General features: G+C 33.9%; 20 protein-coding genes, 5 tRNA genes, 2 other RNA genes and 1 other annotated feature. All 27 genes read right to left on the minus strand.

Going from position 1 to position 22333, the window contains the following annotated elements:
* Position 1: 1 nt before the first annotated feature.
* Positions 2 to 1183 (minus strand): transketolase C-terminal domain-containing protein, encoded by a 1182-nt coding sequence (locus MWH30_RS05465; protein ID WP_248663051.1) that lies wholly within the window; start codon positions 1181 to 1183, stop codon positions 2 to 4.
* 21 nt (positions 1184 to 1204) lie between these two features.
* The gene (porD, locus tag MWH30_RS05470; protein ID WP_248663052.1) at positions 1205 to 1513 is read right to left on the minus strand and encodes a pyruvate synthase subunit PorD; all 309 of its coding nucleotides are present in this window, start codon (positions 1511 to 1513) and stop codon (positions 1205 to 1207) included.
* A 2-nt stretch (positions 1514 to 1515) separates the two neighbouring features.
* Positions 1516 to 2088, minus strand: coding sequence for a 2-oxoacid:acceptor oxidoreductase subunit gamma family protein (locus MWH30_RS05475; protein WP_248663053.1), 573 nt, complete (start codon positions 2086 to 2088; stop codon positions 1516 to 1518).
* 499 nt (positions 2089 to 2587) lie between these two features.
* A complete protein-coding gene (locus tag MWH30_RS05480; RefSeq protein WP_248663054.1) occupies positions 2588 to 2827 on the minus strand; it encodes a DUF2508 family protein in 240 nt (79 codons plus the stop codon).
* 90 nt (positions 2828 to 2917) lie between these two features.
* On the minus strand, positions 2918 to 3517 hold the full coding sequence (gene recR, locus MWH30_RS05485) for a recombination mediator RecR (protein WP_248663055.1): 600 nt from the start codon (positions 3515 to 3517) through the stop codon (positions 2918 to 2920).
* Positions 3518 to 3538: 21 nt separating this feature from the next.
* Entirely contained in the window at positions 3539 to 3847 is a 309-nt protein-coding gene (locus MWH30_RS05490; RefSeq protein ID WP_248663056.1) for a YbaB/EbfC family nucleoid-associated protein, read from the minus strand.
* 21 nt (positions 3848 to 3868) lie between these two features.
* Entirely contained in the window at positions 3869 to 5584 is a 1716-nt protein-coding gene (gene dnaX, locus MWH30_RS05495) for a DNA polymerase III subunit gamma/tau (RefSeq protein ID WP_248663057.1), read from the minus strand.
* 51 nt (positions 5585 to 5635) lie between these two features.
* Positions 5636 to 5902: signal recognition particle sRNA large type (ffs, locus tag MWH30_RS05500), an RNA gene on the minus strand.
* Positions 5903 to 6067: 165 nt separating this feature from the next.
* Positions 6068 to 6161: transfer RNA gene (locus tag MWH30_RS05505), tRNA-Ser, on the minus strand.
* 43 nt (positions 6162 to 6204) lie between these two features.
* The gene (gene tadA, locus MWH30_RS05510; RefSeq protein WP_248663058.1) at positions 6205 to 6663 is read right to left on the minus strand and encodes a tRNA adenosine(34) deaminase TadA; all 459 of its coding nucleotides are present in this window, start codon (positions 6661 to 6663) and stop codon (positions 6205 to 6207) included.
* Positions 6664 to 6681: 18 nt separating this feature from the next.
* A tRNA-Arg gene (locus tag MWH30_RS05515) sits at positions 6682 to 6758 on the minus strand.
* Between the two features lie 9 nt (positions 6759 to 6767).
* Positions 6768 to 6862, minus strand: a tRNA-Ser gene (locus MWH30_RS05520).
* 76 nt (positions 6863 to 6938) lie between these two features.
* Positions 6939 to 7030 (minus strand) — tRNA-Ser (locus MWH30_RS05525).
* Positions 7031 to 7099: 69 nt separating this feature from the next.
* Positions 7100 to 7365: signal recognition particle sRNA large type (gene ffs, locus MWH30_RS05530), an RNA gene on the minus strand.
* 141 nt (positions 7366 to 7506) lie between these two features.
* Positions 7507 to 8115 carry an FMN-binding protein gene (locus tag MWH30_RS05535; protein WP_248663059.1) on the minus strand — a complete coding sequence of 203 codons (609 nt, stop codon included), beginning with the start codon at positions 8113 to 8115 and terminating at the stop codon, positions 7507 to 7509.
* Positions 8116 to 8335: 220 nt separating this feature from the next.
* Positions 8336 to 8430: transfer RNA gene (locus tag MWH30_RS05540), tRNA-Ser, on the minus strand.
* 75 nt (positions 8431 to 8505) lie between these two features.
* Positions 8506 to 9780, minus strand: a complete 1275-nt coding sequence (gene serS, locus MWH30_RS05545) for a serine--tRNA ligase (RefSeq protein WP_248663060.1) — start codon at positions 9778 to 9780, stop codon at positions 8506 to 8508.
* A 26-nt stretch (positions 9781 to 9806) separates the two neighbouring features.
* On the minus strand, positions 9807 to 11387 hold the full coding sequence (gene serA, locus MWH30_RS05550) for a phosphoglycerate dehydrogenase (RefSeq protein WP_248663061.1): 1581 nt from the start codon (positions 11385 to 11387) through the stop codon (positions 9807 to 9809).
* Positions 11387 to 12550, minus strand: coding sequence for a pyridoxal-phosphate-dependent aminotransferase family protein (locus MWH30_RS05555; RefSeq protein WP_248663062.1), 1164 nt, complete (start codon positions 12548 to 12550; stop codon positions 11387 to 11389). Before MWH30_RS05555 ends, serA begins: the two co-directional genes overlap by 1 nt.
* A gap of 94 nt (positions 12551 to 12644) precedes the next feature.
* Positions 12645 to 12850, minus strand: a binding site (T-box leader).
* Between the two features lie 106 nt (positions 12851 to 12956).
* On the minus strand, positions 12957 to 13952 hold the full coding sequence (gene sppA, locus MWH30_RS05560; protein ID WP_248663063.1) for a signal peptide peptidase SppA: 996 nt from the start codon (positions 13950 to 13952) through the stop codon (positions 12957 to 12959).
* A gap of 51 nt (positions 13953 to 14003) precedes the next feature.
* Positions 14004 to 14573 (minus strand): TlpA family protein disulfide reductase, encoded by a 570-nt coding sequence (locus MWH30_RS05565; RefSeq protein WP_248663064.1) that lies wholly within the window; start codon positions 14571 to 14573, stop codon positions 14004 to 14006.
* Positions 14574 to 14716: 143 nt separating this feature from the next.
* Complete coding sequence (gene gyrA, locus MWH30_RS05570; RefSeq protein ID WP_248663065.1) at positions 14717 to 17152, minus strand: DNA gyrase subunit A; 2436 nt, start codon at positions 17150 to 17152, stop codon at positions 14717 to 14719.
* A 32-nt stretch (positions 17153 to 17184) separates the two neighbouring features.
* Positions 17185 to 19104 (minus strand): DNA topoisomerase (ATP-hydrolyzing) subunit B, encoded by a 1920-nt coding sequence (gene gyrB, locus MWH30_RS05575; protein WP_248663066.1) that lies wholly within the window; start codon positions 19102 to 19104, stop codon positions 17185 to 17187.
* A gap of 47 nt (positions 19105 to 19151) precedes the next feature.
* A complete protein-coding gene (remB, locus tag MWH30_RS05580; protein WP_248663067.1) occupies positions 19152 to 19409 on the minus strand; it encodes an extracellular matrix regulator RemB in 258 nt (85 codons plus the stop codon).
* A gap of 167 nt (positions 19410 to 19576) precedes the next feature.
* A complete protein-coding gene (gene recF, locus MWH30_RS05585; protein WP_248663068.1) occupies positions 19577 to 20689 on the minus strand; it encodes a DNA replication/repair protein RecF in 1113 nt (370 codons plus the stop codon).
* 15 nt (positions 20690 to 20704) lie between these two features.
* Positions 20705 to 20920 carry an RNA-binding S4 domain-containing protein gene (locus MWH30_RS05590; protein WP_248663069.1) on the minus strand — a complete coding sequence of 72 codons (216 nt, stop codon included), beginning with the start codon at positions 20918 to 20920 and terminating at the stop codon, positions 20705 to 20707.
* A 27-nt stretch (positions 20921 to 20947) separates the two neighbouring features.
* On the minus strand, positions 20948 to 22051 hold the full coding sequence (gene dnaN / locus MWH30_RS05595; protein ID WP_248663070.1) for a DNA polymerase III subunit beta: 1104 nt from the start codon (positions 22049 to 22051) through the stop codon (positions 20948 to 20950).
* Positions 22052 to 22333: the final 282 nt, after the last annotated feature.

A 22333-nucleotide genomic window follows, 5' to 3' on the forward strand; every position in this document is an offset into this window, starting at 1 on the left:
CCTATTCTCTTACACCTAGATATTGAACCCGCTCTTCAACTTCTCCAGATTCTAAAATATCTTGCAAATCTTTATAAACAGCTTCAATTTCATCAACTTGAGTATCTCTACCACCAAGACCATAAATATAATTCACTGCTTCTATCTCAGAATCAGCATTATAAAGCGCACTCCTGATATCTGCAAATACGGGCCCGCCAGTATCAGAGAAAGTTTCAGCTCTATCTAAAACAGCTAAAACCTTCAAATTACTCAAAGCTTCTGTGATCTCCTCAGCAGGAAAAGGTCTATATAGTCTTAGCTTCAAAAGCCCTGCTTTAATACCCTCATCTCTTAAGTTATCTACTGCTGCTTTAGCAGTACCAGTAGTAGAACCTAAAGCAACAATACCTACCTCAGCATCATCCAGCTTATACTCTTCAAAGTAACTAAAGCCGCGTCCAGTTAACTCATTATACTCTTCTGCCACTTCAGCTACTACTTTTTTAGCATGCTTTACAGCCTCAGACTGCTGTCTTTTATGCTCAAAATAATAGTCTTGCAAATCTATAGGGCCCACAGTAATCGGATTCTCAGCATCCAATAAAGTATGTTCAGGATTATACTCACCAATAAACTCCTGTACATCTTCATCAGCCAATATATTAAAGTTTTCCACTGCGTGACTGATAATAAAACCATCCATATTAACCATCACAGGTAGCTTAACATCCTCATGTTCACCAATCTTAAAGGCCTGAATAGTATTATCATAAGCTTCCTGAGCATTTTCAGCATATAGCTGAATCCAACCTGAATCTCTAGCTCCCATAGAATCACTATGATCACAATGAATATTAATCGGCCCACTTAAAGCTCTATTAACAACCGGCATTACAATTGGTAACCTAGTTGAAGCAGCAATATATAAAATCTCCCACATTAAAGCTAAACCATTAGCAGCAGTAGCAGTCATAGCTCTAGCTCCACTAGCGGAAGCTCCTACACTAGCACTCATAGCACTATGTTCACTTTCTACAGTAACAAAATCAGTATCTACCTCTCCATCAGCAACAAATTGAGAAAAAATCTGTACAATCTCTGTCTGAGGAGTAATGGGATAAGCAGCTACTACATCTGGATTAATCTGCCGCATAGCATTAGCTATGGCTTCATTTCCAGTTAAAGCAACTTGATTAGACATAATTTATCTTCCTCCTTCCACTTATTTCTCAGATAAGTTTCCTTCTTCTAGCATAGTTATCGCATCAACAGGACATTCATTAGCACAGATTCCACAGCCTTTACAATGGTCATAATCATAGCCTTTAATCTCTTCATCTTTAGAAATTATAGAAGAATCCGGGCAATAAATCCAACAAATATGACAGTTGATACAGATCTCTTGATCTATCATGGGTCGATAAGTTCTCCAGCCACCAGTTTTATAATCATCAGCATTCCCAGGCTCTATAATTAAGCCGCCTTCTGGAATGGATTTCCAACCCGGTTTTTGTTGATCTTTTTTAGCCATTATTAATTCCTCACCTCCTGGTAAGCCCTATCTATACAGTTCATATTTCCTTCAATAACTTCAGGCTTACTAGCAAACTTCTTTTCAAATTCTTTCTTTATTTGAACTTTAAAATCCTCAAACTCCAATATACCTGTAGCCTTAATTAAAGCACCTAACATAGGTGTATTAGGAAAAGGTGCTCCTAACTCATAAGTAGAGATTTCATTTGCATCAACTGTAAACACCTCACCAGCAAAGTCAAGCTTCTCTTTGATTTTACCAGGGCTTTTATTAGTATTAACAATAATAGTACCGTCCTCAGGTACTCCTTCTGTTACATCTACTACCTCTAATAAAGTAGGATCTAAAACCACTACTATACTCGGTTCAGTAACCTGACAATGAACTGTAAGTTCGTTTTCGCTAATTCTATTAAAAGCTAATACGGGAGCTCCCATTCTTTCAGGACCGTATTCTGGAAATGCTTGAATATTCTTTCCGGTTTTAGATGCAACTTTTCCTAATAAAATAGATGCTGTTTTAGAACCTTGTCCCCCTCTACCATGCCAACGAATTTCTGTTAAAGTTGCCATCAATGCTCCTCCTTTCGTTTAGTTCTCTTAAGTGTATAATTAAAGTTATAAAATCTTTCTAGCTTTGTAGTCTCTTCACCTCCTAATATAGTTAAATAAAATAAAAAAATTAGCTAATATTTTTATGGTATCCAACTATATATTTTCTTTAAGGAATATATATATTCCTTTTAATTTAAATAAATTTAAATTTTCAAAATACTTATTAACAATTCAAATCTAATTTTTAAGCTTAGTATATTAACTTTACTAAGCTTTAATCCAGTATTTTTATTCCAAATAGCTTGTCTAAGCATAAATATCCAGTATAAATCAGTATATCAAAAGTCAATATTTGTGTCAATATTCAAATAATTCATTAATATTCAATTAGATAATAAATTATATAATTTGCCTTAATTTAAACAATCAACACCTAATGGTCAGACCAATTTCCATTTCTAATTATATCTAAATAAACAAACTATGTCAACTAATTATAAATACTAAAGCCACCGTTTTACCGGTGACCCTTTTTTTTAACTTCTTTTAATAAGTAATTATATTTAGCTTGAGCTGCTTCAATAGAATAAATAGCATAGTCCACCAAGTCAGGTTCTTTTACTTTTTGAAAGTAAGCCTGTGCTTCTAACCATTCCTTTTTAGCAGCTTCTAATTCTTCATCGATAGTAAAGTTAAATTCATCTAAATCTAAGATCACCAACTTTACCTTCAAGCCTTGATAATAAGAGCTTAACATTATAAATAATTGCTTAATAGAATTAATTAACTTATAAATTTTGATTACCCCCTTAAAACTTATTTTTAAGGTAACCAAAATTTTAATAATTTATACTTTAGTTCTACCCTCTAAGGCCTTGGATAACGTTACTTCATCAGCATACTCTAAGTCTCCTCCAACTGGCAATCCATGGGCTATTCTACTAATGGTAATCTCAAAAGGCTCTAACAGACGAACAATATACATAGCTGTAGCTTCACCTTCTACATTAGGATCTGTAGCTAAAATAACCTCTTCAATATTCTTTTCTTTAATCCGAGATAATAAGCTATTAAGTCTAATATCATCAGGCCCTCTCCCTTCCATAGGAGAAATAGAGCCGTGCAAAACATGGTATACTCCTTTATATTCTCCTGTTCTTTCCATGGCTACTATATCTTTAGAATTCTCTACTATACAAATAGTATTTGTATCTCTAGTTTCATCTTTACAAATACTACATACTTCTTCTGCACTAAAATTATTGCAGACAGAACAGTAATTAATATTATCTTTTACATCTTTAATAGTTAAAGCTAACTCTTCAACTTCTTCTTGAGTAGAATCTAAAATATAAAAAGCTAATCTTTGCGCAGTTTTAGGACCAATTCCAGGTAGTTTAGTTAACTGTCCAATTAATTTAGCTATAGGCTGTGCATAATGCTTCATAAAACAACTTCTCCTTATTAGTTAAAATAGCCCAGGAATATTCATGCCTCCAGTTAAGTCACCCATTTTTTCCGAAGCCATATCCTGTACCTTACGCATTGCTTCATTAGTTGCTGCTAAAATTAAATCTTCTAACATCTCTACATCTTCCGGGTCAACTGCATCAGGATCAATACTAATATCTACAATTTCCTGTTTTCCATTAGCAACCACCTTAACTACACCCCCACCAGCAGTAGCCTCTACTTCTTCATCAGCTAAATCTTCTTGAGCTTTTTTCATTTGTGATTGCATCTTTTGTACCTGCTTCATCATCTTACCCATATCCATAATTTTTCTCCTCCTCGCTTATTATTTTCCTACTTTAATAATCTCACCACCAAACACTTCCAAAACGTCCTTCACCAAAGAATGATCTTCAACACCTTTTTCCGCTTGCTCTTTACTTTCTTTCTGCTTAAACTCTTTTACTTCTTTGGGGTTTCTATCAGTCTCCTTGCCACTTTGCTCCGCTTTATTTTCATAATTATTATTTCCAGAAAAAACAGCTTTAACCTTCTTCTTAACTCCCAAAACTTCTTTAATACTCTTTTCAATAATTTCACTTTTTTGTTCAACATTTGTCTTATGAAAGCTTTTAGATTTATCGAACTCTATAATTATCTGCCTATCTTGAACAGCAGCAACCTTACCTTCTTTAAGCATAGCATGAGTTCTAATCTCATGCTCTCGAATATGTGCTAATACCTTCGGCCAGTTTTCCTTTATATTTAAAGCAGAAGTACTTTCTTCTTTAGGCTGTGACTTTTGATTTTCTGACGATGCTTTAGTTTCAACTTCTGTTTCTTGCTTCTCTTTTAATTTTACTTGAGAATTATAACTACCTTCTTTGTCTGAAATATCTTGAATGCTTTTTAAATTAGTTATTTCTTTTTCCAACTTATTTATTCGCTCTAAAATACTCTCTGAATAAGATTCAACTTCAGAGTTAATTAACTTTATAACTCCCATCTCCAATAAAATTCTAGGTTGTTCATTCTGTTTTAATTCGCTTTTTAATTCAATTAAAATATTAATTATCTTCATTAACCTTCGAACTGAAAATTTCTCAGCTTGCAGTTTCATTTTTTCTTTACCAGCAGCTGGATACTCTATTAATTCTGTTAGCTCCTGGCATTCACTTTGAACTAAAAGACTACGTAAATAATTTATTAAGCTATTTACAAACTGTTGTAAATCTTTCCCTTCATTTAAGATGCGATTAATTAACTTTAAACCTTTATCTACTTCCTTATTTAAAATTATTTTTCCCATCTCGAAAAGAACTTCCTGCTCTACCAAACCTAAAACTTCATTTACATCGCTTAATTCTATTTTTGATTCACTATAAGAAATTAACTGATCTAAAGTACTAATCGCGTCTCGCATTCCACCTTCTGCACTTCTAGCAATAAGCATCGCTGCTTCAGTTGATAATTCAATATTCTCTTGCTGACAAATAAAGTTTAAACGCTCTACTATATCTTGAGTAGACAGTCTACCAAAGTCAAATTTTTGGCAACGAGAAAGAATAGTAGGTAATAAAGCATAGGGTTCTGTAGTAGCTAAAATAAATATAACATATTCCGGAGGCTCTTCTAAAGTTTTAAGTAAAGCATTAAAGGCTTCCTTAGTCAACATATGAGCTTCATCAATTATATATACTTTATAGCGACCTTCAGTAGGAGAAAACTTTACTTTCTCTCTTAAATTCCTAATTTCATCAATTCCTCGATTAGAAGCAGCATCTATTTCAATTATATCAACAGAGCTATTATTATGTATTTTATGACAAATTTCGCATTCGCCACAAGGATTTGTATTTAAACTATCATTACAGTTTAATGCTTTAGCTAAAACTTTAGCTGTACTTGTTTTACCAGTACCTCTAGGTCCACAAAATAAATAAGCATGAGCAATTCTTTCTAATTTAATTGCATTTCTAAGGGTTTTAATAATATTATCCTGCCCTACAATATCTTCAAAGTTTCTTGGTCGCCATTTTCTATATAATGATAAATAAGACATTTTTATTCAACCCCATATAAACATCATTATTGATTTTTATAAAAATTAAGGCTGTGCATCTACTTTCACCTAATCCTCCTTAAGCGTTACTTAAGCAGTTAGCTCAAGCCAGGCTCCCCTACGGCACATAAGAAACACTACTTACCGCTGCTCCCTTCCGGGCCTGACGGAGTTGGTAGGTTCTTATTGCGTAGGACCCAACCTTCATCACCACTTGCTTAAGCCAGACCTTAAAGAACAAAAGGCTGGAGTAGATATTCAATCCCGCTATAGCGGCTTGCGGGTTACAGGGTACCGCTACCACCCCATCTAGCACAGCCAAATCTATAATTCAAAAGTTTTAACAACTTTAATTAGCTAATTTAATACTCAACTTTAACATTCATAATTATAACAGAATGAAATTCTATCGTCAAGCCCCTTCTTCCATTAATTAGAAAATAGCAAAAAATAAAAAACCACCATTAAATGGCAGTTTGAAAATGGCGGAGAGGGAGGGATTTGAACCCTCGAGACGGGGTGAACCGTCTACTCGCTTTCCAGGCGGGCTCCTTAAACCAGACTCGGACACCTCTCCGAACTAATAGTTTTTATAAACAGCAAATATCACAAAATAATATCTACTTATCTCTTAAATCTGCAAAAAAGCTTTTTATTACTTGCCTACATTCCTGCTCTAAAACTCCAGACTTAAACTCAAGTTGATGATTAAAATCAGCAAAATCTACTAAATTTAAAAGTGAACCAACAGCTCCTGCTTTAGGATCTGCAGCTCCAAATACTAACTGTTCTACTCTAGCTTGAACTAAAGCTCCAGCACACATTGGACAGGGTTCGATAGTAACATAAAGGGTAGAATCAGTTAATCGCCAGCTACCTAAATTACTACAAGCTTCTTTAATAGCTAGAATCTCAGCGTGAGCAGTAGGATCTTGCAGTTTCTCCTTCAAATTATGAGCCCTAGCAATAACTTTCTCATCCCTAACAATAACTGCTCCAATAGGCACCTCGGCTTTAGAATAAGCCTTTTGTGCTTCCCTTAAGGCAAGCTTCATATAATATTCATCGTTTTTTTTCACAATATCACCTATTTAAAATGGCGCGCCCGGGAGGAGTCGAACCTCCAACCTCCTGATTCGTAGTCAGTTACTCTATCCAGTTGAGCTACGGGCGCAAAATAAAATGGCGGAGAGAGAGGGATTCGAACCCTCGCTAGGACTAAAGCGTCCTACTACAGGTTTAGCAAACCCGCCCCTTCAGCCACTTGGGTATCTCTCCGAATAGTCTTCAGCTAAAACTTAATCTATTTTTCACCTTCACTAATAACTGACAATTGATGACTGACAGCTATTAATGGCGGAGGGGGTGGGATTCGAACCCACGGTACGCATAAACGTACAGCAGATTTCAAGTCTGCCACCATAAACCGGACTCGGACACCCCTCCAATTTTCAACATGCCTCAATAATTATATAACATAGACTATAACTTGTCAAGGAAAATTAAAAATTAAAACCGTACATCTACTTTCACCTAATCTTCTTTAAGCGTTACTTAAGCAGTTAGCTCAAGCCAGGCTCCCCTACGGCACATAAAAAACACTACTTACCGCTGCTCCCTTCCGGGCCTGACGGAGTTGGTAGGTTCTTATTGCGTAGGACCCAACCTTCATCACCACTTGCTTAAGCCAGACCTTAAAGAAAATTAGGCTAGAGTAGACTTCAACCCCGCTATAGCGGCTTGCGGGTTACAGGGCACCGCTACCACCCCGTTTAGTACGGTTAAAAATTTTAATATCTCAAATAACTTGCTTAGTAATTATACAACACAGAAAAACAATTGTCAAAAATAAAAAATTGGCCTACATGTCTTAATTAAACATATAGACCAAAATCAATTTCAAACTTAAATTAATAATTAAATTACTTAGCTTGACTTAGAGCATCTTCTGCCGCTTCAATAATAGCTTCGCTAGTCTTAGTCGCACCACTAGCTGCATCTACATCTGCCGACTGTGCTTCTACAATAGCAGCTGGTACTTCATCAAAAGCAGCATCGGAAATACCTGCTGTTTCATCATGCTCTAAAATCTCTACACTTACAATCTCTCCCTCAGAAACTTGTAATTCTACTTCTACATCTCCACCATAACCAGAGCCAACTCCTACATATGTACCGTCTGCCAAATTACCACCATTTTTTCCTAAAGCATCTTTAACCGCTTTAATAATAGCTTCGCTAGTCTTAGTCGCACCACTAGCTGCATCTACATCTGTAGACTGTGCTTCTACAATAGCAGCTGGTACTTCATCAAAAGCAGCATCGGAAATACCTGCTGTTTCATCATGCTCTAAAATCTCTACACTTACAATCTCTCCCTCAGAAACCTCTACTTCCACTTCTACATCTCCACCATAACCAGAGCCAACTCCTACATGAGTACCATCATCAGCCAGCATAGCTTCTGGACTAGCCATCACAACTAATAATAAAACTAGACTTAAACAAAGTAACAACGAAATCTTTTTCATTTTTCTCCCCCTTTAGTAATTTTATTAAGCTCCTTTATTACTCTTTATAAAATAATCTCAATACTATAACTTAAATTAATGATTATTGCTTTAATAATTCATTCTATCTAGTTATAATCAGATTCCATTTAATTATAATAAAAAATTAATCAACTGTCAAGCAAATTGCTTAGCAGTTGATTAATTTCTAAGTACAAAATAATACTATTAAAATTTAATTTGGCGGAGGGAGAGGGATTCGAACCCTCGCTAGGACTAAAGCGTCCTACTACAGGTTTAGCAAACCCGCCCCTTCAGCCACTTGGGTATCCCTCCTGAATTAATTTCTCAACTTAAATTTACTAAGTTATTATATCCTATCAACTTTACTTTGTCAAGCAAAAGCAGCTTTTAGGGTTCAATTTTATCTAAACCATTCATATAGGGTCTTAAAGCTTCTGGAATAATTACTGACCCATCAGTCTGTTGATAGTTTTCTAAGATAGCAGCTACTGTTCGACCAATAGCTACTCCCGAACCATTTAGTGTATGCACCAGCCTAGCTTTAGCTTCTGGGTGAGGACGATACTTGATACTTGCCCTTCTAGCTTGAAAGTCTTCAAAATTACTACAAGAAGAGACCTCTCTATAAGTATCATAACTAGGAAACCAAACCTCTATATCGTACTTTTTAGCAGCAGCAAAGCCTAAATCTCCAGTACACATATCCAGCACTCGATAAGGTAGCTCTAACTTTTGAAGTATCACCTCTGCATCCTTGACTAGCTTTTCAAGCTCAGTATATGAATCTTCAGGCTTCACGAACTTAACTAGTTCCACTTTATTAAACTGATGCTGACGAATAATCCCTCTGGTATCGCGTCCGTGAGCTCCAGCCTCTGCTCTAAAACAGGCACTATAAGCAACATGATGGATCGGTAGTTGTTCCGCTTGCAAAATTTGATCTCTATACATATTAGTTACTGGTACTTCAGCAGTAGGTATCAAATAGTAATCAGCACCTTCCAGTTTAAAAGCATCCTCCTCAAACTTAGGTAACTGTCCAGTACCAATCATACTATCCCGGTGTACGATATAAGGGGGAAATACCTCTTGATAATTATGCTCCTCTAAGTGGATATCCAGCATAAATTCAATTAGGGCCCGCTCCAACTTAGCTCCTAACCCTTTTAAAAATGTAAATCGAGCTCCAGAAACCTTAGCTCCCTTTTCAAAATCTAAAATATCAAGTTCTTCTCCAAGATCCCAATGAGCTTGCGGTTTAAAGTTAAACTCCCTAACTTCTCCCCACTGCCAAGCAAGTACATTATCCTCTTCATCAGTTCCAAGTGGAGCTTCAGGATGAGGAATATTAGGTATTTGTAGTAAGATTTCTTCAATCTTTTCTTCACATTCTCTGACTTCCTCATCCATTTCCTTGATTTGAGCTGATACCTCCTGCATTTCACTAATTATTTCTGAAGCATCTTCTCCCTTTCGTTTTAATTCCCCTATTTTATCAGAGGCTTCATTTCTTCTATGCTTTAACTGTTCTACTTCATAAAGTGTATCTCTACGCTTCTGGTCCTGAACTATTAGCTCATCTAAATCAGCCTCAGCACCTTTTTTATCTAAAGCATCTTTAACTAACTCTACATTCTCTCTAACAAAAGTCAAATATAACATCAGCCTGACCTCCTTTACTACTAAAACTATAAGGTAACATATTTAGTATTTTCCATCCCATTTATAGAAGTTAATTCTGCTAATACTTCTGCATCTAATTCATTATCCACTTGCATCATCATTACTGCTTTACCACCTACTTGATGCCTACCTAGCTGCATGCTAGCAATATTAATCCCATTTTCCCCTAATAGAGTTCCAATTTTACCTAAAACTCCAGGCTGATCAGTATGAATAGTAATTAAAATATTTCCTTCTGGTTTAGCATCAATATAGTAATCATTAATTTGAACTATTCGCAGGTCATTCTCGGCAAAAACTGTTCCCGCTAATTTATTGGTTTCTTCCTCAGTTTCTGCTTCTAAAGTAATTAAGTTAGAGTATCTATCTGCGCTAGTACTTTTACTTTCTGTAACTTCAATTCCTCTTTCTTCAGCAATCAAGCTAGCATTAACTAAGTTAACAGACTCTTCCAATATTGGATTTAAGAGACCTTTTAACAAAGAAGTAGTAATTGGACTAACTTCTTGCTTAGCTACTTCCCCATTATAAGAGACCTTTAAGTTTTTAATTCTTCCTTCTTCCCACTGTGCATAAAAAGAACCTAACTTTTCAGCTAATTCTACATAAGGTCTAATCTGCTCCATTTCCTCCGGCTGTAAGGTAGGAATATTCAAAGGAGTTCTCGGTAAATTACCTTCTAAGACAGCAATAGCCTGCTTAGCAGCATCAATAGCTACATTGTCCATTGCTTCATCAGTAGTTCCTCCTAAATGAGGAGTTACAATTACTTTATCCTTTAGTTCTAATAAAGGATGATCGTCTAAAGGTTCTTCTTCGTGAACATCTAAACCAGCTCCAGCAACTTTGCCATCCTTGATAGCTTCATACAAAGCATGAGTATCCACATTTTTACCTCGAGCTGCATTGATTATTCTCACATTTTCTTTCATTTGCGCAAACTCTTTTTTGCCTAAGATGTGATAGGTTTCATCAGTTAAAGGGGTATGCACAGAAATATAGTCAGATCTTTTCAGGATTTCTTTAAAATCTACCAGTTCTACTCCTAACTTTTCACCTCTCTTTTTGGTAATATACGGATCATTAGCAATTACCTCCATATTAAAGGATTTAGCTCTTTTAGCTACGTTCCCTCCAACTCTACCTAAACCGATGATTCCTAAAACCTTTTCGTTTAACTCTACTCCTTGATATTTACTTCTATCCCAAATACCATTATGTAAAGCTTCATTAGCCTGAGGTATATTACGAGATAGACTTAACATTAGTGCCATAGACTGTTCGGCAGCAGAAACAGTATTTTGACCGGGAGTATTTAAGACTATAATTCCTTGTTTAGAGGCAGCTTCTATATCAATATTATCATAACCTGAACCTGCTCTAGCAATTACCTTTAGCTTATCAGCTTGACTCAACACCTCTTCATTTAAAGGAGTCATACTTCTAAGAATAATCCCCTCGTATTTACCGATTTCTGTCAGTAATTCTTCATAGCTCAATTCAGTATTGAAGGTAACATCAATACCGTGTTCTTTTAAAATATCAATTCCTGCTTCAGAAATATTATCACTAACTAATACCTTCATTATCTTCTCTCCTCCTTGTGGAATACTTTTTGGGCAGCTGCTAAACCTGACCCTAACTTTACTTCAAAACCTTCTTGATTTAACACCATCTCTAAAGCTGAAATGGTGGATAAAATATCACTTCTGCTTACATTTCCTAAGTGACCAATCCTAAAGACCTTTCCTTTTAGTTTACCTTTACTGCCGGTAATATAAACATTATATTGCTCACGCAGTCTCTGCTCTACAGCTTCATATTCAACATCTGTCGGTAGTTTAATTGCTGTTACTGTTTTAGAAGCTATCTCTTCTGCTACTAATAGCTCTAACCCCATAGCCTCTACACCTCTTCTAAGTGCTCTAGTCACTAGCTGATGGCGTTGAAAAAGATTTTCTAAGCCTTCCTCTCTAATCTCCCTTAAAACCTCTCTCAAGACATAAAGAGTAGCTAAGGCAGGAGTAGAAGGTGTCTGATAACAGCGTTCATATCGCTCTTTAGCTCTTTGAAAGCTCCAATAAAACTTAGGTAAATCTGAGTCTTGAGTAGCTGCTAGGGCTTGCGGACTAACACTAACCAAACAGAGTCCTGGGGGACTCATTAATGCTTTTTGAGAAGAAGTTACTACTACATCTGCTTGCCATTTATCAGTTTTTAACTCAATTCCGCCGATGGAGCTAACTGCATCTACTAAGAGCAAAGCGTTATGCTGAGCGGCCAATTCTCCTATAGGAGCTGGATGGTTAATTACCCCAGTGGAAGTTTCATTATGAGTCATTAAAATTGCTTTAATTTCCTGCTCTTGATCTGCTGCTAATCTAGCTTTAACTCTATCTACATCTATATCTTCACCCCAAGCAAAGTTCATTCTCTCTACATCTATATCGTATCTTTCAGCAATAGTAGCATATCTTTCTCCAAAAGCACCAGTACAAAGCGATAATACCTTATCACCTGCGGATAAAGTATTAGCAATTGATGCTTCCAAACCACCAGTTCCAGAACAGGTTAAAACTAATACATCATTTTCGGTCTGGAAAACATACTTCAAATTTTCTGTTACTTCTTCCATCAGTTCCTCACAGTCTACACCTCGATGACCAATTATTTTCTGAGCTCCAGCTAAACGTGCTTCCTCTGGAATTGGAGTCGGTCCTGGTAACATCAATGTTCTCTTTTCTTTCATTATCTGAACCTCCTTTAGTATAGTATCTTAAATTAATTAAAACTTAAACTTAAAAAACAAAAAATCCCTCACTCCTAACAATGATTACTAAACTGTTAGGGGCGAGAGAATCGCGTTGCCACCCTAATTGACCCTAAATAAAATAGGGCCCACTTTAAAGTGAGTAACGACACCAACCGGTATAGCTTGTTTTCACTAACCACTCCCAGGCGGATCAGCTTCTCCTTATACCGACTTGCAGCTACCGCCGATTCTCTTAAAATAAGAAGAAAGCCTACTATTCCTGTTCACAGTGTTTAAAAATATTCAATTATCTAAACTTTTAAAGTATTATATACTACTTTAACTATAAATGCAAGCTTATATAAATATAACTAATATTCTTAAAATTAAGTATCTGTTCACTTTAATAATTCAACTCTAAATTCCAAAGATTATTTCCAGATTCTCGTTCTAAAAATTGATAGTAAATTAACTCTTCTTCACTTAGCTTTAGTTGCTCTGCTAAATTTTCTGTTAAGCCTAAAGCATAGCTTAGTTTATTAGCTGAACTTAGTATTCTTTCCAATAAAGAAGGACGTCCATAATAAACTAAATTAGGTTCAGCTTCTATTCCCGCTAATTGAGCCGCTTGTCTTTTAGCATCATAAAAGGTCCCTAATTCATCTACTAAACCTAGCTCTTGTGCTTCACTGCCATCATAAATCCGACCATCTGCTATTTCTTTTACTTTCTCCTCATCGAGCTCCCTACCTTCAACTATTACCTGAACAAAGTTCTCATAAGCTCTATCAACTAGATTTTGGATTATTTCTTCCTCTTCAGCTAATAGCTCTCGATTGGGATTACCAATATCTTTAAAAGGGCCACTTTTAAAGGTAATAGGTTCAATTCCTAATTTATCATACAAATCTTCTAAATTATGAAGATTCATAATCACACCAATACTTCCGGTTAAAGTAGATGAATTAGCATAGATTTGATCGGCTACTGTAGAAATATAGTAACCTCCAGAAGCAGCGATACTACCCATAGAAACAACGATTGGTTTTCCAGTCTCTTTAAACCTCACTAGCTCTCGATGAATAGCTTCAGCAGCAGCAGAACTACCACCTGGACTTTCAATATTCAAAATAATGGCTTTAATATTTTCTTCGTTTTTAGCTCGATTTATTTCTCGCATAATTCGCTCAGAATTAGCAGCTCCTTGACTAAACATTCCTCCCCCGCTTCCACCTAAAATAGGGCCATTAATATTAATTACAGCTATGCTATCTTGAGGCTCTTGCTGTCGACCAACTAAATTATTAAATATTAAATAGCTCATTGAGCCAATAAATAGTAAGACAACAATCAAGATTATACCTAAAACTAATCCAGCTTTTTTAAAATTGATCTCCATTTCAAAGCCCCCTCTTTTGAAGTTAATTTAATTTCAATAAAATAACACTATTTATTTTAAAGCCTCATCTATTAGTTTATTCATTTGATCTTTATTTAAAGCTCCTATATGTTCACTTCTAATTAGTCCTTTTTCATCAATAATTAAAGTTTTGGGAATTCCTCTTACTAAATAAGTACTTGCTACCTCTCCTTTTTGATCCAATAAAATCGAAAATTGATAACCCTCTTTTTCTATAAAGTCACGTACTTTTTGTTTATTTTCTCTAACATTAACAGCTAATATTTTTACTTCTTCTTGTCTCTGTTCGTAAATTCTTTGCATAGCTGACATTTCATTTCTACATGGTGGACACCAACTAGCCCAAAAGTTTAAAAATACTACCTTATCTCCTTGATAAGCCGATAAAGTAACTTCGTTGCCTTCTAAATCAATTAAAGTAAAATCAGGAGCTCGTTCTTTAAAAACATCCTCTGAATCAACTTCAACTTCTTCATTATTTTCAAACTCCTGAGTAGAATTTGTTGTTTCTTCTTCCACTTCTTGATTATCACAAGCGATAATAGTTACTAAAACAGCAATCACCATTATAATAACCACTAAAAACTTCTTCTTTTTCATAAAACTCCTCCTTTTCAAAACAGCTTTATTTTGCTGATAACTATTTTAAATTATATACTAAAAATATGAAGAGTTTATGACTTTCAAAGTCTAAAAAATACTCGTGGAATAATCAATAACCACGAGCATTTAAGTAAATAATTTTATTCTTTTATTTTCTGATCAATATAAGCTAAAGAAACTACTTGATCTCCTTGGTCTAAACTCATTACTTTAACCCCTTGGGTATTTCGACCTGTAGAAGAAACTTCCTTTACAGATATTCTAATCAAAATTCCCTTTTCAGAAATCAACATTACTTCATCATCGTCTTCCACCATTTTTAAAGCTATTAACTTTCCATTTTTATCAGTTCTTTTTAAAGTTAATAATCCTTTACCAGCTCTGCTTTGTAATCTATACTCTTCAATAGGTGTCCGCTTACCATAACCTTGATCTGTAACTACTAATAATTGCGAGCCTTCTTTAACAACATCCATTCCAATTACTTGATCTTCTAAACCTAAGTTTATCCCCTTGACTCCTCTAGCTGTTCTGCCCATGCTTCTAACTTCCAACTCTGAAAATCTAATAGCTAATCCTAATTCTGTACCTAAAATAATATCTTGATTACCAGTGGTTAGTTTAACTTCAATTAATTCATCATCTGTTGGCAAGTCAATACCTATTAGACCAGTGTAATTAGTATCAAAATCCTCTAACTCAGTCTTTTTAACTATTCCTTTTTTAGTAGCCATTAATAAATAATTATCAGCTTTAAAGTTGTCAATTGGAATCACAGTTGTAATTTTTTCTTCAGATTTAAGTTCCAATAGATTAATAATTGCTGTTCCCCGAGCTTGACGACTTCCTTCAGGAATTTTATATCCTTTTAATCTATAAACTCGCCCTTGGCTAGTGAAAAAAAGTAAATAATTATGAGTAGAAGTAGTATATAGATTTTCTACAAAATCATCTTCAGCAGTTTTAACCCCAATAATTCCTTTGCCGCCGCGATGTTGACTTTTATATCTATTCAAAGGCATTCTTTTAATATATCCTTGTTTAGTTAAGGTAATTACTATTTCCTCTTCTTCAATTAAATCTTCTAGCTCAATATCAACTTCCTTATCTACAATTTCAGTTTGTCTAGCATCAGCATACTTATCTTTTAAAGCTAAAATCTCCTTTTTAATGATTTCTAATAATTTCTTGTCGCTAGCTAAAATAGATTTAAAACGTTCGATTTTTGCAGTTAGTTCCTGATGTTCAGAGTTTATCTTTTCCATTTCTAAACCTGTTAATCTCTGTAATCTCATTCTTAAAATTGCTATAGCTTGCTTTTTAGTAAGGTCAAACTCTGACCTTAATCTCTTTTGAGCTAGTTTTCTATTATCAGAACTACGAACCACTTTTATTACTGCATCTATATTATTTAAGGCAGTTCTTAAACCTTCTAAAATATGAACTCTAGCTTCCGCTTTATCTAATTTATGTTTAGTGCGTCTAGTTATTACTTCTTTTTGATGTTCTAAATATTTATTTAAAACTTCTTTTAAATTTAATACTTTAGGTTCTCCATTCACTAAAGCTAACATAATAATTCCGAAAGTAGTCTGTAATCTAGTATGTTTGAAGAGTTTATTAAGCGTTATTTTAGGATTAATTCCTCTTTTTAGCTCAATTACTATTCTTAAGCCTTGTCGATCAGATTCGTCTCTTAAGTCAGCAACTCCCTTAACTTTTTCATCTTCTATGATCAAGTTAGCTATTTTTTCTACTAATTTAGCTTTATTAACTTGATAAGGTAGTTCAGTAATAATTATTCTTGACTTTCCATTTTTAAACTCTTCTATTTCCGTTCTTGCTCTTAAACTTACCTTTCCTTTGCCAGTTTCAAAGGCCTTCTTAATTCCTTTTCTTCCTAAAATTAGTCCCCCCGTAGGAAAATCTGGGCCCTTAATAGTCTCCATTAATTCCAAAACTTCAATCTCAGGGTTATCTATTAACCTTATTAGCCCATCTATTACTTCGCTTATATTGTGGGGAGGAATATTAGTTGACATTCCCACTGCAATTCCGGAAGTACCGTTAATTAATAAATTAGGCAAGCGAGCTGGTAAAACTTCAGGCTCCTCCAAAGTATCATCAAAGTTAGCTTTAAAATCAACTGTATTTTTTTCAATATCAGCTAATAATTCAGTAGCAATAGAAGACATCCTAGCTTCTGTATAACGCATTGCTGCTGCTGAATCACCATCTATAGAACCGAAGTTTCCTTGACCATCTATTAAAGGATATCTATAATTAAACTCCTGAGCCATTCTAACCATAGTATCATAGACAGCAGTATCACCATGAGGATGATACTTACCTAATACCTCTCCTACGATTCTAGCTGACTTTTTATGAGACTTATTAGGGGTCATCCCTAAGTCATGCATAGCATATAAAATACGGCGATGAACAGGCTTTAGACCATCTCTGACATCGGGTAGGGCCCGACCTGCAATCACACTCATAGCATAATCCATATATGCTTCTTTCATTTCATCTCTAATATCAACAGCTTGTACCTGTTGATCCTTTACTTTAGACATTCTATTCCCTCCTAACTTCATAGCCTCTATCCTTAAATATCTATATCTTTAACCTCTTTAGCATGTTGTTTTATAAACTCTTTTCTTGGAGGCACCTTATCACCCATTAGAGTTGTAAAAATTTCATCAGCTCTAACTGCATCTTCAATCTGCACCTGTAAAACCGTTCTGTTTTCAGGCTCCATAGTAGTCTCCCATAACTGTTCTGGGTTCATCTCCCCTAAACCTTTATACCTTTGCATAGAAACTCTATCTTTTCCGATTTCCGCTAACAACTTTTCTAGTTCGCGATCATTATAAACATAATGCTCTTGGCTACCCTTTTCCACTTTATAAAGAGGTGGTTGAGCAATATAAATATTACCAGCTTCAATCAAAGGACGCATATAACGATAAAAGAAAGTCAACAACAACGTTCTAATATGCGCCCCATCAACATCAGCATCGGTCATAATTATAATCTTTTTATATCTAACCTTTTCACTATCAAACTCATCAGCAATTCCAGTACCTAAAGCAGTAATTAAAGATCTAATCTCTTTATTATTTAAAATTCTATTTAAACGAGCTTTCTCCACGTTTAAAATCTTTCCTTTCAAAGGTAGCACAGCTTGAAAATGTCTATCCCTACCCTGCTTAGCTGAACCTCCAGCAGAATCTCCCTCTACAATATAAAGCTCCGATTCTTCAGGATCCCGTGAAGTACAGTCAGCTAATTTCCCAGGTAAAGAAGTTCTGTTCAAAGCATTTTTTCTTCTAGTTAATTCTTTGGCTTTTTGAGCAGCCTTTCTAGCTTGGGCCGCTTTAATAGCTTTTTCAACAATAGCAGCTGCAATTTTAGGGTTTTGTTCTAGAAACTCACCTAGGTTTTCAGAAACTATAGAGTCGACAGCTCCTCTTATCTCACTATTCCCTAACTTCGTTTTAGTCTGTCCTTCAAACTGAGGATCCTTTAATTTAACATTAAGAATAGCCACAATTCCTTCTCTAATATCGTCGCCAGCTAAGTTAGGATCTTCTTCTTTTAAGTGATTATGCCTCCGCGCATAGTCATTAACAGTCCTAGTTAAAGCACTCTTAAAACCACTTAAATGGGTACCACCTTCCTGAGTATTTATATTATTAGCAAAGGTAAAGATATTATCTACATACCCATCATTGTACTGAATAGCTACTTCAATTTGATTTTCATCAACCTCATCTTCAAAATAAATAGGCTCCTCATGTAAAGGGTCTTTATTTTTATTCAACTCTTTTACAAAAGAAACAATGCCCCCTTCAAACTTAAATATATCTTTTTTAATCTGGGAATCTCTTTCATCTCTTAATTCTATCTGAATTCCTTTATTCAAATAGGCTAACTCTCTTAATCTTTTAACTAAAGTATTATATTTAAACTCTATACTTTCGAAAATATCCGTATCAGGCTTAAACTTTATTTTAGTTCCACTATTAGTACTTTCTCCAACTATTGTTAAGTCTTTAACGGGAAATCCTCGTTCATACCTCTGATGATATATCTTATTATTTCTCATCACCTCTACTTCCAACCACTCCGATAAGGCATTAACTACTGAAACTCCAACTCCGTGCAGTCCTCCAGAAACCTTATAACCTTTATCATCAAACTTTCCTCCAGCATGCAAGACTGTCATTACGATTTCTACAGCAGTCTTTTCCAATTTAGGATGAGGAGAAATAGGGATTCCTCGTCCATCATCTGTAACTGTAACTATATTTTCTGGATTAATGGTTACCTCTATATTTTCACAATAACCGGCTAAAGCTTCATCTATGCTATTATCAACTACTTCATATACTAAATGGTGTAATCCTTTAGCTCCTGTACTACCAATATACATACCAGGTCTTTTTCTAACTGCCTCCAACCCTTCCAAGACCTGTATTTGGTCAGCGTTATAGTCAGAATAATTAAATTTATCTTTACTCATAATTATACCTCCAATTGATTACCTTCAAACTAACTTAAACTATAAAATTAACAATCACAGTTTAAATTAGCTACAAAGTTCATCCTCTTCCTCAATGTTTTAGAAGATATTGGTGAATAATAAATAGTTTCATCAGTTACTATAAATGATTTAGCTTTATCTCCAGCAAAATCTTCAATAAAATCTTCCTCTTTAGCTGTTTGTAAAAAGCTTCTTGAATCATCTGAATCAGTTGATTCAAAATCAGCTATTAGTACTACATCTTTGACAGGAATCATATAGTCATTACCTAAATGTAATAACATTTTTTATCCTCCCCAGATTATAAATTTTAAATATTAGCAGGTTATAAGGTTAATTTAATGCTCTCTAATTTTATTTTAATAGTTAATATTTCAACTATAATAATACAGTAATAGCAATTATGTAAAAGCAGAAATAACTTTCTAAACATTGTAATTTAAAGTAATCTTTATATTGAAGTTAAGGTTCCTTTTTTTATACGATAAAAACTTTTATTTAAATCTAGCTTACTTAATTCTTTATTTACTTTAGTGCTAGTTATGAAAGTTTGTACTTTATTTTTAATGACTTTTAATAGATAATGGCACCGTTTACCATCTAATTCAGAAAATACATCGTCCAATAATAGTATTGGATACTCTCCAATTTCAGATTTCATAAACTCTAATTCCGCTAATTTTAAAGCTAAAGCAGTAGTTCTTTGCTGGCCTTGTGAACCATATTTTCTAATATTTATATCATTAACTTCAAAAAGCATATCATCACGATGAGGGCCAACTATACTGTATCCTTTATCTATTTCTTGTTGACGAAAACTTTTAATTTTTTTATCGAATTTATCTTTAATTTCTGATAAGCTCAAATCATTACTTAAATCTAAAGAGGATTTATACTTTAACTTTAATGTTTCTGAGCCGTCTGTTATTTTACGATGCATCAGTCTAGCTAAAATTCCTAGTTTTTCTACTGTTTCTAAGCGCTTAAGAATTACTTTACTTCCTAAATCAATTAATTGCTGATCCCAAACACCTAACATTTCTTGACTACTATGTTTTTCTCTGATGTCCTTTAATAAATTATTTCTTTGTTTTAAAACTTTATTGTACTCCTTTAAATTATGACGATAATAGGAATTAACTTGAGAAATCTCTAAATTAATAAACTTTCTTCTTCCAGCAGGACTACCTTTCACTAATTCTAAATCTTCCGGAGAAAATATAATAGTATTTAAATAGCCCAGTAGTTCATTAATCTTTTTTAAAGAGTTAGAATTAACCTTTGCTTTTTTTCCTCTATTTTCAATCAATAATTCTATACTAAAATTTCGTTCTTTTCTTGATACTTCACCCTTAACATAAGCTTTCTCTTGGTTCCAGTTTATCATTTCCGAGGTAATATTAGTTCTATGTGAATTACCTGTGCTCAATAGATATATTGCTTCCAATATATTAGTCTTTCCCTGAGCATTATTTCCTATAAATAAATTTAGATTTTTATTTAAATTTAATTCTAAAGTATTATAGTTCCTAAAATTATTTAAAAAAAGACCAGTTAAGTACAAACTTATTTTTCACCCCTATCCATTAACAATTATTTGATACTTTTCATCTGCCACTTTAATTATATCTTTTGCAGATAGGGTTGTACTACGCCTTTTCTCTATTTCACCGTTAACCATTACATTCCCTTTTTTTATCATTGATTTAGCTTCACCACCAGTAGAAGCTAAGTTAGCCCACTTTAGAAATTGATCTAGTTCAATTGTATCTGTATTAATAATTATCTTTTTCAATACTATCACTCCTATTGTATTAGTTTGTTAAGCTGACCTGACAGGCATAATTATATAAATATAATCATTGTTGTCAATTTCTTTGATTACTCCTGGATTTAAAGAACCAGATAAATTCATTAACACCTTTTCTTCTTCAATCACCTTCAAAACATCAATCAAATAACTAGCATTAAAAGCAATTTCTGTATTCTCACCTTTCTGATCAACCTTTATTTGTTCATATGATTCACCAACTTCTGGTGAATTAGACTTAATTATCAAAAAATTATCTTTTAATTCAACTTTAATAATATTTGAATTATCTTTTGCTAACAAAGAAGCTCTCTTAGTTGCATTTAATAATTGATTCTTATCAATTTCAACTTCGGTTTTGGAGCTATCTGGAAGTACTTGTTGATAACTAGGAAACTGCCCTTCAATTAACCTTGAAATTAAAGTTATATTTAAAAAATTAAATAATATTTGATTTTCTGTAATTACTACCTTTATTTCTTCTTCTTCTTCCGAAGTCAGTAATTTACTTAATTCTTCTAAAGTTTTACTAGGTATAATTACTTCACTATTTTTAAACTCTTTATCTAATCTAGAATTTGAATAAGCTAATCTATATGAATCAGTAGCAATCATTTTTAATTCATTATTTTCTATTAATAATAAGCCGCCTGTTAAAAAAGGTCTACTTTCATCTTGAGAAGTTGCAAATTTAGTTCGATTTATCATATCCTTAAAAAAAGCTGAAGATAAAGTGTAATTAATACCTGATTCAATTTCAGGAAGCAAAGGAAATTCATCAGCTGGAGATCCATTAATTTTAAACTGAGATCTTTTAAATTCAATCTTAGTATTATTATTGGAGTTTACTTTTAATTTTAATTTTTCTTTTGGTAATTCTCTAATAATATTAGCTAAATAAGTAGCAGGTAATACTACAGCTCCTTTTTCGAGAATATTTGCTTCAACAGTACATTCTATTCCTAACTCTAAATCAGTAGCAACCAGCTTTAGTTTATCTTTTTCTGTTTTAATTAATATTCCTGATAAAATTGGTAAAGCATTGTTAGTAGAAACAGCTTTTCGAACAGTCTGAATCCCATTATAAAATTCTTTTTGATTAATTTTTATTTCCATAATTATTTCCTCCTCCAAAAAGTTATCAACAATAAATCAAAGCATCTATTACTATTATTACTACATGTTTATATATAATAAAACATGCTAGTAGTAGTAATAGGGGGTTGTGGATATGTGGAAAAGTCTAATAAACCCTTGAAATAACAGGGAGGATGCTTGTGGATAGATTGTGGGCGGATTGTGGATAAGTGCGGCTTATCCACAGCTCATTAAAAACCTATTAGTTATTAACAATTCATCCACAAGTTATCCACAGGTAATCCACAGGGTTATCCACAG

The sequence above is a fragment of the Fuchsiella alkaliacetigena genome, from assembly GCF_023227765.1.
Lineage (GTDB): Bacteria > Bacillota > Halanaerobiia > Halobacteroidales > Acetohalobiaceae > Fuchsiella > Fuchsiella alkaliacetigena.

What these genes read in the sequence shown, in the direction of transcription:
- MWH30_RS05465 (WP_248663051.1), bottom strand. Translation starts at nt 1,183, where the DNA reads ATGTCTAATCAAGTTGCTTTAACTGGAAATGAAGCCATAGCTAATGCT.
- porD (WP_248663052.1), bottom strand. Translation starts at nt 1,513, where the DNA reads ATGGCTAAAAAAGATCAACAAAAACCGGGTTGGAAATCCATTCCAGAA.
- MWH30_RS05475 (WP_248663053.1), bottom strand. Translation starts at nt 2,088, where the DNA reads ATGGCAACTTTAACAGAAATTCGTTGGCATGGTAGAGGGGGACAAGGT.
- MWH30_RS05480 (WP_248663054.1), bottom strand. Translation starts at nt 2,827, where the DNA reads ATGTTAAGCTCTTATTATCAAGGCTTGAAGGTAAAGTTGGTGATCTTA.
- recR (WP_248663055.1), bottom strand. Translation starts at nt 3,517, where the DNA reads ATGAAGCATTATGCACAGCCTATAGCTAAATTAATTGGACAGTTAACT.
- MWH30_RS05490 (WP_248663056.1), bottom strand. Translation starts at nt 3,847, where the DNA reads ATGGATATGGGTAAGATGATGAAGCAGGTACAAAAGATGCAATCACAA.
- dnaX (WP_248663057.1), bottom strand. Translation starts at nt 5,584, where the DNA reads ATGTCTTATTTATCATTATATAGAAAATGGCGACCAAGAAACTTTGAA.
- MWH30_RS05535 (WP_248663059.1), bottom strand. Translation starts at nt 8,115, where the DNA reads ATGAAAAAGATTTCGTTGTTACTTTGTTTAAGTCTAGTTTTATTATTA.
- serS (WP_248663060.1), bottom strand. Translation starts at nt 9,780, where the DNA reads ATGTTATATTTGACTTTTGTTAGAGAGAATGTAGAGTTAGTTAAAGAT.
- serA (WP_248663061.1), bottom strand. Translation starts at nt 11,387, where the DNA reads ATGAAGGTATTAGTTAGTGATAATATTTCTGAAGCAGGAATTGATATT.
- MWH30_RS05555 (WP_248663062.1), bottom strand. Translation starts at nt 12,550, where the DNA reads ATGAAAGAAAAGAGAACATTGATGTTACCAGGACCGACTCCAATTCCA.
- sppA (WP_248663063.1), bottom strand. Translation starts at nt 13,952, where the DNA reads ATGGAGATCAATTTTAAAAAAGCTGGATTAGTTTTAGGTATAATCTTG.
- MWH30_RS05565 (WP_248663064.1), bottom strand. Translation starts at nt 14,573, where the DNA reads ATGAAAAAGAAGAAGTTTTTAGTGGTTATTATAATGGTGATTGCTGTT.
- gyrA (WP_248663065.1), bottom strand. Translation starts at nt 17,152, where the DNA reads ATGTCTAAAGTAAAGGATCAACAGGTACAAGCTGTTGATATTAGAGAT.
- gyrB (WP_248663066.1), bottom strand. Translation starts at nt 19,104, where the DNA reads ATGAGTAAAGATAAATTTAATTATTCTGACTATAACGCTGACCAAATA.
- remB (WP_248663067.1), bottom strand. Translation starts at nt 19,409, where the DNA reads ATGTTATTACATTTAGGTAATGACTATATGATTCCTGTCAAAGATGTA.
- dnaN (WP_248663070.1), bottom strand. Translation starts at nt 22,051, where the DNA reads ATGGAAATAAAAATTAATCAAAAAGAATTTTATAATGGGATTCAGACT.